The organism is Texas Phoenix palm phytoplasma (assembly GCF_005774685.2).
GTDB lineage: Bacteria > Bacillota_I > Bacilli_A > Acholeplasmatales > Acholeplasmataceae > Phytoplasma.
Genome location: NZ_VBRA02000007.1, coordinates 47,009 through 58,557, shown reverse-complemented (window position 1 = coordinate 58,557; position 11,549 = coordinate 47,009). Strand labels below are relative to the sequence as shown.

Sequence of the window (11,549 nt, the reverse complement as noted above, 5' to 3'; positions counted from 1 at the left end):
GGAAAAGCAGAACCATAGTAGTCGTAGGTTAATCAAATTTTCAATTGGAATATTGAAATGTAATGTGCTTACTAAAGAAAAAGTTAATAACTTTTACAAGGCGAAAGGGGAAACTCATTTTTTATGAGTAACCGCTACGTGCTTGGAAACTTGCTTGCGTGGTGGTGTGCGGGGCTTAGAAAAAATAAATATTAATAATTAATTTATTTTTTATTAAATTAAAACTTTCTAATTCTATCGCGATTATGGTTATATTTATTTTGAATATGTATTTTTAAAAAAATTGATTGATACAAGCGTTATGCAAAGGCTGAGAAGAATAAAACAATTAGGTTGTGTTAATATTGTTTTTCATGGAGCTGAGCATTCTCGTTTTACTCATAGTTTAGGAGTTTATGAATTAGCTAGAAGGTTTTTTGAAACTAATAATAAACTTTTAGAAAGAAAAAAAATATTTGATTTCAGAGAAAAATTACTTTTATTAACTACTGCTTTATTGCATGATATAGGACATGGTTCTTATTCTCATATTTTTGAAACTATATTTAATACTAATCATGAACAAAAAAGTGCTCAAATAATTATTAATCATCCTGAAATTGTTTCTATTTTAGATTCTATAGATGTAGAATTTAAATTTGATGTTGCTTCTATGGGCGAGAAAAGATGCTTAAAACATTAGTTATTTAACCAATTTCAACAGTTTTGATAATGCTGTACATCGTTTCTCTGGTTTTTAAAACGAAAGAATTAAAAATTAAAGCAAGAGAAAAAAGCGTATTGAGGTGGAACTATTAAACCAATATGATTTCGCAAGATGAATATATTTATGGAAAAGAGTTTTAAAACTCCTAAGAGAATAAAGATAAGAAAGGCAACTTCCTGTAAATAAAATATTTAAATTATTTTCAGTTCTGAAAATTTAATTAGAAAAATAGAAGCTAATTAAAATTATCATTCTCTTATGTTTAAATAAGAGATAAAAAATCAGAATTCACCTGATTATTTTTTAATTTTAATTAAAATAAAAAATGTTAGGTTATCTCTCCTAAAAGTATAAAGGTGGTGTTTTTAGTAACTTCTATCTCCCTAAACTTCTTACTTAAAAAAATAATTTTTTTATCATTATTTATTTAAAAGAGGCAAGGGAAAAGCAGAACCATAGTAGTCGTAGGTTAATCAAATTTTCAATTGGAATATTGAAATGTAATGTGCTTACTAAAGAAAAAGTTAATAACTTTTACAAGGCGAAAGGGGAAACTCATTTTTTATGAGTAACCGCTACGTGCTTGGAAACTTGCTTGCGTGGTGGTGTGCGGGGCTTAGAAAAAATAAATATTAATAATTAATTTATTTTTTATTAAATTAAAACTTTCTAATTCTATCGCGATTATAAATAAGGAACATAGATTTGTTTTATTAGAAAAACTTTTGTCTAGTCAATTAGATTTTGATAGATTAGATTATTTAAAAAGAGATTCTTTTTTTACTGGAGTTAATGATTCTATTGATTTAGATAGATTAATTAGAGGAATAGAAATATATAATAATAAAGTTGTTTTTAAAAAAAGTAGTATTAATTCAATAGAAAATTATATTGTTAATCGATATCATATGTATTGTCAGGTTTAGGGCGAGAAAGATGCATAAAATACTAGCAATTTAACCAATTGCAACAACTGTGATAATGTTGTACATCATATCTTTGTTTTATGGGATGAAAAGACTATAAAATACAGCAGAAGATAAAAGCGAATTGAGGTAAAATTATTTAACCAATATGATTTCGCAAGATGAAAGTACTCATGGATAAGATTTGAAATAATCCTAAGAGAAAAAAGAGAAGTTATGACATAACCTTGAAATATTAAAAATTTCTTAGTTTTTGTATTAATTTGTTTAAACTGACAAATTAAATTATCATCCTTTTTATAGGAAAATAGACAAAAATCCACCTATATATTTTTGGAATAGGTTATCTCTCCTAAAAGTACACGGTAGTTTTTTATAGTAACTTCTATCTCTCTAAATCCCTTATTTATTAATTTATTAATTAAATAAAACACCTAAGTTGGTGGGGACAAGGGAAAAGCAAAATCATAGTAGTCGTAGGAAACTTAAAGCTAAACTGGAATGTTTTAGTATAATGGCCTACCAAGGAGAAAGATAATAACTTTCACAAGGCGAAAGAGGAAACCACATTTTTATATTATTTTTTAAAAAGATAAAGATTATTTTTTGAATATTGATTTATCAGAAATATAAAAAATATTTTTTATCGATTTATAAAAAAATTATTAAAAAGAAATATATTTTTAATAATACATATTTTATTTAGAAAAATTATCAATATATTATTGATAATAAATTGAATAAATAATTAATATTAAAAATGTTGTAACCGCTACGTGCTTGGAAACTTGCTTGCGTGGTGGTGTGCGGGGCTTAAGATAATAACTTTTAAAAAAATAGCTAAACGTCTTAATTCTATCGTGATTGAAAAAATAGCTTTAGATATGGTTAGTTTTTGTAATTTATTAAAAAATAATCCTTCTTTAGGATATTTTTATTTTAAAGATTCTAATATTTCTAAAATTATTTCTATTAATTTTTCATTTTGTAATTGTAAAATGAATGGTTATTCTGTTTTAGATTTAATTCAAGAAGTTGTTAATTTTAAATTTACTAGTGTAAATGATATAGAAGACTTAAGAAAACATTTATTTCTTTATTTTTCTCATTTAGAAGAATTAATTAAAAATAGCGACAAAGAGGAATCAAAAGAAAAAGTTAATATTTCTATAGAAGAATTAGGGCGCGAAATGATGCCTAATTATTAGTGATTTAACGCATCACGAACATAATGATAATGTGTTCCTTCGTATTCTTGGCTTTTGAAACGAAAGAATGAAAAGTTACAGCAAAGAATAAAAGCGGGTTGAGGAGAAATTCATATTCAATAAGATTACGCAAGAAGAATAACTCACATGGATAACCTTTTTATAAAAGGCTAAATGCTAAAATGATGTAATTATAAAACTTAACAGAAATGAATTGAAACTGTTAATCAAGGAAATTTGAAATTTATATAATTTTTAGATTTTCAAATTTATCAATGTTTTAAGAAAAAACATAAAAGATTTTTCAATATAATCTTATTCTTTGAATCTACCTATTTTCTTTTTTATCTTAATAATGTATAAATATAAAAAGTTTTTGTTTTAAGATAAAGAAAAAAAAGGTCTGCATACCTAAATGAGTTGCGTAAATAATTAGAGTAACTTCGATCTTCCTAAACTTCTCTCAGAGTAAAACATTCTCTAAAAAAAACAAAGAATGGTCTGTGGAAGCAAGGAAAAAGCAAAATCATAGTAGTCGTGAGTAATTCAAAGCTTCTTTTGGAAGAAAGAAGTGGACTGACTCACCAAGGAAAAGGGTAATAACCTTTACAAGGCGAAAGAGGAAAAATAAGTTTTTTTATAAAAAAACTTATTTAACCGCCGAATGCTTGGAAACTTGCTTGTTCGGTGGTGTGAGAGGCTTAAATTAATATCTATTAAATAGAAAAACGGTTTAATTCTATCTCGATGTAAATAGTATTATAGATGTAGACAATACTGAAAATTTAGAAAAAACAATTCTTTTTAATTTAATTAAAAATTTAGCATATATTCATATGCCTAATGCTTTTTCTTTTGAACATTCTATTCATAATAAAAGAATAAAACCTAATAAAGAAGTTAGTTTTGATGTTTCTTTAAAGAAAAATCATAAAACAAAAGGTTTTTTAGTTAAGATACAAAATGATGAAGAGCAACATTCAAATTTATTTATTTATGAAATTTTTACAGATGAAGAAAATAACAGAGATGAAGAAAAATTAAACTTAATTGAAAAAATTTTAATTTCTGAAAAAGATAAAATAAATGTAGATTTATTTAATCATTTAAGTATTAATGTTTTGCAAAAAAAGAGAATATTTATTCAAAAAATTTCTTTGTCTGGCGCTATAGATAAATTAACTAAATTAGTTTAAATTTTAATTTTAAAATTTATATAAAGATTTAAATTAATTTTTTATTCTCAAATTTTAATTATAGGAATTAATTTTAATAATATAAATTAATTATTATGTTATAATAATTTTACTTAAAATTAAATAAAAATAAAATATTAAAAAATAAAAAAAATATTATTAAAATATGGAAAATATTAATTATTTCCGTATTTTTTTAATATTTAATTTCTTAACTTTAGTTATGTATTTAAAAAAAATAAAAAAATGAGTGAAAAAAATGAATTTATTAAAAAATTTAAGTTTGAATAGAATTAATAAAAAAAAATTTATTGTTTTTATTGAAATTCCTGAAGGAAGTAAAAAAAAATATGAATTAGATAAGGAAACGGGTTTTTTAATATTAGATCGTTTTTTGACAACATCTTTTCGTTATCCTGCTAATTATGGCTTTATCCCTTTTACTTATTGTGAAGATAAAGATCCTTTAGATGTTTTTGTTTTGAGTCAAGAAGTTTTAGATCCTATGGTTTTGGTAGAATGTAGAGCTATTGGGGTTATTAAAATGATTGATAATGGTGAATTAGATGAAAAAATAATTGCTGTTCCAATTGCAGATTTATCTACTGCAAATTATAATGATATGGAAGATATTCCTTCTTATTGTATTTCTGAAATAAAACATTTTTTGTCTCATTATAAAGATTTAGAAAATAAAAAAGTTTTAATAAAAAAAATAGATTCTAAAAATGAAGCAGAATTAACAATTGAAAATTCTTTATTAAAATATAAAGAATTAAAATCTCATTCTTGAATTAATTACTAATTAATAATATATTTTTAATTTTTTAAAATTAAAAATTATTTAAAAAAAATAATTAATTGATTATTTTTTTTATTATCTATATTGAATAAATGGGAAAAAAAATTAAAATGAATAAAACTATTTTCAAAAATAAAAAAGTTTTTTATAATTATTTTTTAGAAAAAAAATATTTATCAGGAATTCAATTATTTGGAAATGAAGTTAAATCAATTCGTTTAGGAAAAGTTAATTTAGATAATTCTTATATTCAAATTGAAGGAAATGAAATTTTTATTTTAAATATGTTTATAGAAAAGTATATTTTTTGTAATTTTTTTGATTTCGATGAAAAGAGAAAAAAAAAACTTTTATTAAAAAAAAAAGAAATTTTACAAATTAAAAATAATATTAAAAAAAAAGGATTTAGTGTTGTTCCTACTAAAATTTTATCTGTCCGAAATTTATTAAAATTAGAAATTTCTTTAGCAAAAGGAAAAAAGAAATATGATAAAAGAATGTCAATAAGACAAAAAGAAGAAGAAAAAAGAATTAAAAAAACTTTTTTCTAAAATCTCATTTTTTAGTTTTTTCTTTTATATATTTCTTATTATTTTTATTTTTTTATAATATTTTGATATTAATTATTTAGTTTACTTACTAAAATAACTTCTATCTCCGTGAACTATAGACATTATTAATTGGTACCACTTATGAAGTATTTTATCTTGAAAACCTATTGAAATTTTGCTTTCCTTTTGTTCTGCTGATAAAATAAAACTGTTTACTAATGATATAATTTCAGAATTATCTTCATAAATCTTTGCTTTTTCTGCTCCAACTTCGAACAATAAAGCTCCTAAAATTGCAAATATAAAAGCTACTAAAACCAAAATTAATTTTTCTCTTACAAAATACATTAATTTTTTTAATGTCCCTTCTTGTTTATTATTTTTATTTATTGTCGATAAAGTTTTTAAAAATTATATTAAAAAAATAATCACCCTTTATTTTAACATATTTTTATTAAAAGTTGTTTTTTTGTATATATTTTTTAATTTTTTAAATATAATTTTTAAAAATTATATCATTTTTTTATTTATTTATTATTATTTTTTTTTAAATTAAATTTTAAAATTTAATTTTTTATTTTATGTAATTATATAATATTATGTTAATATAAGTAAAGTATAGTTGTAATGTAAATAATTATAAATAGTAGTAAATATGAAATAAATAAAAGATAATTTTTCCTAGAATTTTAAAATAAAAAAAATAATAAAAAAACAAAAAAATTAATTAATTAAAAAAATAAACCTGATATATAAAATTTATATAATTTTAGAATTAGATTTAAATTAAATTTGGTTTTATAAATTTTATATTTTATTTTTGGTTTTTTATTTTTTTAAAAAAGTTTTTTAAAATTTTTAAATTAAATTTTTATATTTTTTAATCACAAAATATTTATAAAAATTTAAATTTATTATTTTAATTTTTGTTTTATATTTTTTTATTTTTTGATGTTTAATTTTTTTAAAAAAAATTTTTTTATTAATTTTTTGATATATAATAAAAAGTATTGTATATTTGTTATGTTATTTTTTAAAATAAATTTTTTCAAATTTTAGTATCACTAAAATATTATTTACATTAATTAATTATTATTAATTAATTATTTCTTAATTAAATTATTAAAAATAAAAATAAAATTATTAAATTACATTAATTATTTATCAATTTAAAAAAATTTAAAAAAATTTTTTAGAATATTTATTTATTTTATGATTTTTTGTTGATTAATTATTAATATAATATTAATTTTAGAAGGAAATTAAAAAAAATGAGTATTTTATTTAAAGAATTAAATTTATTGCCTCAAACGCAAAAAGCACTAACTGAATTAGAATTAAATAGTCCTACGCCTATTCAGTCTTTGGTTATTCCAGAGATGATAAAAGGAAATGATATCATAGCGCAATCGCAAACTGGAACTGGAAAAACTTTTTCATTTGGTATTCCTATAATTGAAAAAATAGATCCTAAAATATCTTATATTCAATCTTTAGTTTTATGTCCTACTAGAGAATTAGCTTTACAAGTTTTTTTAGAGATTAAAAAATTATTAAAATTTTATCCAGAAATAAGAATAGCAGTTATTTATGGTGGAGAGTCTTATATTAAACAATTTCAAGCTTTAGAAAAAAAACCTCATATTATTATAGCTACACCCGGAAGAATTATAGATTTATTAGAAAGAAAAAAAATAGATTTAACTAAAATTTATAATTTAACTTTAGATGAAGCTGATGAAATGTTAAAAATGGGTTTTCAAGAATCTTTAGAAACTATTTTACAAAATATACCAGAAAAAAGACAAACAGTTTTATTTTCAGCTACTTTGCCTTTATCTATTAAGCAAATCGCTACTAAATATCAAAAAAATCCTGAAATTATAAGAGTAAAAAGTAAAAATCTTGCTGTTAAATTAATAGATCAATTTTATTTTATGGTTAAAGAATTCGATAAAAATAAACTTTTAGTTCGTTTATTAGATTATAAAAATCCTGATTCAGTAATTATTTTTGCTAATACTAAAAAAGATGTAGATGCTATTTGTAGTTATTTATTGGAAAGAGGTTTTTCTGCAGACGCAATTCACGGAGATTTAAAACAAAATCAAAGACAATGTGTTATGAATAGTTTTAGAACTAAGAATACTAAAATTTTGATTGCTACTGATGTAGCTGCAAGAGGAATAGATATTTCTGATATTACTATGATAATTAATTATGATTTACCGCATGAAACTGAGGTTTATGTTCACAGAATAGGAAGAACAGGACGAGCAGGAAAAACAGGAATAGCTTTTAGTTTTGTTAGTGTAAAACAAATAATTCAGTTAAAAAGATTAGAACAATATTTGAAAGATAAAATAAATTTAATTTCAATACCTTCTGTTGAAGAAGTTCAAAAAGAACAAAATAATTTTTTCAAAAATAAAATAATTTCTTTGATAGAAAAAGATCAAAATTCTTCTCAAGATAAGAATATAAATGATATTATTATTATTTTATTAGACAAATTCGATTCTAAACAAATAATTAAGAGTTTATTATCATATTTAATCCCTAATAAAAAAAATTATGAATATATTTCTGAAGTTAAAACTTTTAATTCTCGTTTTAGCAATAAATCTAATTATTATAAAGATAATTATAATAGTTATTCCAAAGTAAGGAATACTAGTAATAGTTATAATAGTTATAATAGCAGAAGTAGATATAATAATAATTCTAATGATAGAAAACCAATGGTACAATTAAGTATTAACTTAGGCAAAGATGATGGCATTAATCCTTCATTATTTTTGAAGTTATTAAATGAAAAATATAATATTTATAGTAAAAACATAGGTAATATTAAACATTTTTATAAAAAGACAGTTTTTGAAATTTCTACTAATTTAGTTAAATTAATTAAGTCTAAAAATAATATTTATTATGAAAATAAAATGTTAAATATAGAAGAAATAAGATAATTTTTTTAATTTTTTAATATCTTTTTTATTTGATTATATTTTATTATTTAAATTTAATTTTTTTATAATTGAATTTTGTTATGTTTAATTTAATAAAATAATAATATTATATTTTTGCATTATTAAATATTATTAAAATGGTAATTATTATTAACAAAATTCTTTTATTTTTTATTAATTTTTTAATGAATAAAAATAAGATAGTAAGGATTATAATAAAATTATATATGTTAACTAAGTTAGAAATTCAAAGTATTTTAAAACAATCTTTAAGTTCAAATTATGTTGATTTTGCTGAGTTATTTTTTGAAGATAGTTGGACAAATAATTTTAAAATTATTGATAAAGATGTTGTCGTATGTCAAAAACAAAATGTTTATGGTGTTGGAATTCGTTTATTAAATAAAGATAAAGAGTTTTATATTTATACTAATAAAGTTACTTATGAAAATATTATTAATTTAATAAAAGAAAAACAACAAATTTTTGAAAAAGAAAAAACTATTACTCCTATTGTTTCTTTAGATAATTTGAAGAATTTTAAAAGTAAAGTTAAAAAAACTTTTGATAGTTTAACTGTAGAAGAAAAAATTAAGAAAATGATTTTTTTGTCACAAATTATGAAAAATTTTGATAAAAAAATTATTCAAACAATTGTTGGTTGGGAAGAAAAGCAACAAAAAGTTTTGATTGCAAATTCTAAAGGAGTTTTTAAAAAAGATTTACGACCTTATATTAGAATTAGTTTAATGTCAGTAACTAAAGAAGGACAAAATGTTCAAGAGTTTGGTGAAAGTTTTGGTTTTTCTTCTGGGTTAGAAATATTTGATAATATTGATTTTAAACAAAAAGCTATAGATGTTGCTAAAAATGCTTTAATTTTGTTAAAAGCAGATGAATTAAAACCTCAGAAAATGCCAGTTGTTTTGAATAATGGTTTTGGAGGAGTTATTTTTCATGAGGCTTGCGGACATTCTTTAGAAGCTACTTCTGTTGCGAAAGGATTATCTCCTTTTTGCGGAAAATTAAATCAGAAAATTGCTTCTGATATTGTTACTGCTTATGATGATGGAACTATTCAAGGTTCTTGGGGAAGTCTTAATTTCGATGATGAAGGTCAATCTACTCAAAAAAATCTTTTAATAGAAAAAGGTATTTTGAAAAATTATTTAATAGATTTTAGAAATAGTCTTAAAATGAATATGTCACCAACTGGTTCTGCTCGTAGACAATCTTATAAATATTCTCCTACTTCTAGAATGAACTCTACTTATATTGAGGCTGGAGAACATACTTCTGAACAAATTATCAAGGATACTAAATATGGTTTTTATGCTCAAAATTTAGGTGGTGGTACTGTTCAACCTTCTACTGGAGAGTTTAATTTTATGGTTAATCTTGGTTATTTAATTGAAAATGGTAAATTGACTAAACCTATTAAAGGCATGATGTTGATAGGTAGCGGTCAAGATATTTTGTTAAAAATTGATAGAGTTGCTGATGATTTATCTTTAAGTCAGGGTTATTGTGGATCTGTTTCTGGTTATGTTCCTGTAGATTTAGGCCAACCAACTATTAGAGTTAAAGAAATTATTGTTGGGGGAAGCAAAAAGTAATGCAAACTAATATTAATCTTAAAAATGAAAATTTAATTGATTATAAAAAATGGTTTTTAAAGAGTTTTGAAAAAAAAATAGACGCTTTAGAAATTTTATTGAATGATAATAAAACTTTAAATATTATTTTAGAAGATAATAAAATAAATGAATATATAAAAAGTGATTTATTTTCAGTTATTATTAGAGGTTTATATCAAAATAAAAAAACATCTATTTATTTAGAAAAAATTAATGATGAAATTATTGATGAAGTTTTGGAAACTCTTAAAAAACAAATTGAAATTTTAAGTTTTCCTGAGAAAGATTTTATTTTTGATGGTTCTGATTCTTCTTATCATACTGTTGAACCTATTTTGTTTGATTTTGTTAACGTTCCTATGGAACAAAAATATAATTTATTGTTTGAATTTGAGAAAAAATTATTCGAAAAAAGTCGTTTTTTAACAAAAATAGAAAGTATTTCTTATGAAGAAAATTTTTTTCACAAAAAAATAGTTAATTCTAAAGGTCTTGATTTAGAAGAAAAAGAAAGTTATGCTTGTTTGAGTGCTGTATGTATTTTTAAAAAAGATAAAAATATAGAAGAAATTGTAAAATATTTCCCAGTTAAAAAATTTTCTTCTTTTGATATTGACAAATATGTTGAAGAAATAATTTCTTTAGGAGAAAGTAAACTTGGTGCTTTATCTTTAAGTTCTGGTTCTTATCCTGTAGTTTTTTCTAACGAAATGTTTTCTAAATTATTGAGTAGTTTTTCTGATATTTTTAGCGGAAATCAAGCTTATCAAAAATTATCTAAATTATTAGGAAAAGAAAATCAAAAAATAGCTTCTTCTAAAGTTACTATAATTGATGATCCTTTGTTTTCTGATTCATTTTTTAAAAGTACATTTGATGATGAAGGTGTTCCTTGTAAAAACAAATATATAATCAAAGAAGGAATTTTTAAACAGTTTATTCATAATTTAAGAACATCTAATATTTTTAAAACTGAACCTACTGGAAATTTTTTTGATGGTTATATTTCTATGAGCAATTGTTATTTGAAAAAGGGTACTAAAAGTTTTAAAGAAATGATTTCATCTATTGATGATGGAGTTTATATAGATTATTTAATTGGATTGCATGCTGGAGTTAATTCTATTAGTGGAGATTTTAGTATTCAGGCTAGTGGTTTTAAAATAGAAAAAGGAAATTTAATTTCTCCATTTAAAATGGTTGTTGTTTCAGGTAATTTTTTTGATATTTTAATAAATTTAAAGGAAATAGCTAATGATTTTGTTTTTAAATTTTCTGGTTTTGGAAGTTCTAGTGTTTATGTTGGTGATTTAACTATTGCAGGAGAAAAATAGAATTTGTATTTTTAAATGATTATTTTTTATTTTTTAATATTTTTTGTTAAAAATATCTTTATGTTAAAATATTTTAAATATGATAAAATATTTGTGATTGAATTTTATCATACTATTTTCGATTTAATTTTTATTTTTTTATCAAAATATTTTTATTTCTATATATAAAATACAAAATTATTTTTCAAAAATTTATTCATAATATAAAAGGATTTATTAA

Annotated in this window: 9 protein-coding genes and 1 pseudogene; 9 read left to right on the top strand and 1 reads right to left on the bottom strand. The window is 21.1% G+C overall.

The window, feature by feature from the left end; genetic code table 11:
* Positions 1-253: 253 nt before the first annotated feature.
* The 6 genes and pseudogenes from FEF22_RS00970 to smpB all read left to right on the top strand — a co-directional run.
* Positions 254-664, top strand: a pseudogene (locus FEF22_RS00970) (HD domain-containing protein); the annotation flags it as partial.
* A 767-nt stretch (positions 665-1,431) separates the two neighbouring features.
* Positions 1,432-1,632, top strand: coding sequence for a hypothetical protein (locus FEF22_RS00965; RefSeq protein ID WP_138107868.1), 201 nt, complete (start codon positions 1,432-1,434; stop codon positions 1,630-1,632).
* Positions 1,633-2,408: 776 nt separating this feature from the next.
* Positions 2,409-2,840 (top strand): hypothetical protein, encoded by a 432-nt coding sequence (locus FEF22_RS00960; RefSeq protein WP_138107999.1) that lies wholly within the window; start codon positions 2,409-2,411, stop codon positions 2,838-2,840.
* Positions 2,841-3,676: 836 nt separating this feature from the next.
* Positions 3,677-4,036 (top strand): hypothetical protein, encoded by a 360-nt coding sequence (locus FEF22_RS00955; protein WP_138107998.1) that lies wholly within the window; start codon positions 3,677-3,679, stop codon positions 4,034-4,036.
* Positions 4,037-4,295: 259 nt separating this feature from the next.
* A complete protein-coding gene (locus FEF22_RS00950) occupies positions 4,296-4,829 on the top strand; it encodes an inorganic diphosphatase (protein WP_138107997.1) in 534 nt (177 codons plus the stop codon).
* A 119-nt stretch (positions 4,830-4,948) separates the two neighbouring features.
* A complete protein-coding gene (gene smpB / locus FEF22_RS00945; protein ID WP_138107996.1) occupies positions 4,949-5,389 on the top strand; it encodes an SsrA-binding protein SmpB in 441 nt (146 codons plus the stop codon).
* Positions 5,390-5,470: 81 nt separating this feature from the next.
* Here smpB and FEF22_RS00940 read toward each other — a convergent pair whose 3' ends face one another.
* Complete coding sequence (locus FEF22_RS00940; RefSeq protein ID WP_138107995.1) at positions 5,471-5,737, bottom strand: hypothetical protein; 267 nt, start codon at positions 5,735-5,737, stop codon at positions 5,471-5,473.
* Between the two features lie 923 nt (positions 5,738-6,660).
* Between FEF22_RS00940 and FEF22_RS00935 the strand changes: the two genes are divergently transcribed.
* The 3 genes from FEF22_RS00935 (at position 6,661) to FEF22_RS00925 (ending at position 11,329) form a co-directional block, all read left to right on the top strand.
* The gene (locus tag FEF22_RS00935) at positions 6,661-8,358 is read left to right on the top strand and encodes a DEAD/DEAH box helicase (protein WP_138107994.1); all 1,698 of its coding nucleotides are present in this window, start codon (positions 6,661-6,663) and stop codon (positions 8,356-8,358) included.
* A gap of 227 nt (positions 8,359-8,585) precedes the next feature.
* Positions 8,586-9,974 carry a TldD/PmbA family protein gene (locus FEF22_RS00930; protein WP_138108003.1) on the top strand — a complete coding sequence of 463 codons (1,389 nt, stop codon included), beginning with the start codon at positions 8,586-8,588 and terminating at the stop codon, positions 9,972-9,974.
* Positions 9,974-11,329, top strand: coding sequence for a TldD/PmbA family protein (locus tag FEF22_RS00925; protein WP_138107993.1), 1,356 nt, complete (start codon positions 9,974-9,976; stop codon positions 11,327-11,329). The genes FEF22_RS00930 and FEF22_RS00925 overlap by 1 nt, the downstream gene beginning before the upstream one ends.
* The last annotated feature ends 220 nt before the right edge of the window (positions 11,330-11,549 follow it).

What these genes read in the sequence shown, in the direction of transcription:
- FEF22_RS00930 (WP_138108003.1), top strand. Translation starts at nt 8,586, where the DNA reads ATGTTAACTAAGTTAGAAATTCAAAGTATTTTAAAACAATCTTTAAGT.
- smpB (WP_138107996.1), top strand. Translation starts at nt 4,949, where the DNA reads ATGAATAAAACTATTTTCAAAAATAAAAAAGTTTTTTATAATTATTTT.
- FEF22_RS00935 (WP_138107994.1), top strand. Translation starts at nt 6,661, where the DNA reads ATGAGTATTTTATTTAAAGAATTAAATTTATTGCCTCAAACGCAAAAA.
- FEF22_RS00955 (WP_138107998.1), top strand. Translation starts at nt 3,677, where the DNA reads ATGCCTAATGCTTTTTCTTTTGAACATTCTATTCATAATAAAAGAATA.
- FEF22_RS00940 (WP_138107995.1), bottom strand. Translation starts at nt 5,737, where the DNA reads ATGTATTTTGTAAGAGAAAAATTAATTTTGGTTTTAGTAGCTTTTATA.
- FEF22_RS00925 (WP_138107993.1), top strand. Translation starts at nt 9,974, where the DNA reads ATGCAAACTAATATTAATCTTAAAAATGAAAATTTAATTGATTATAAA.
- FEF22_RS00950 (WP_138107997.1), top strand. Translation starts at nt 4,296, where the DNA reads ATGAATTTATTAAAAAATTTAAGTTTGAATAGAATTAATAAAAAAAAA.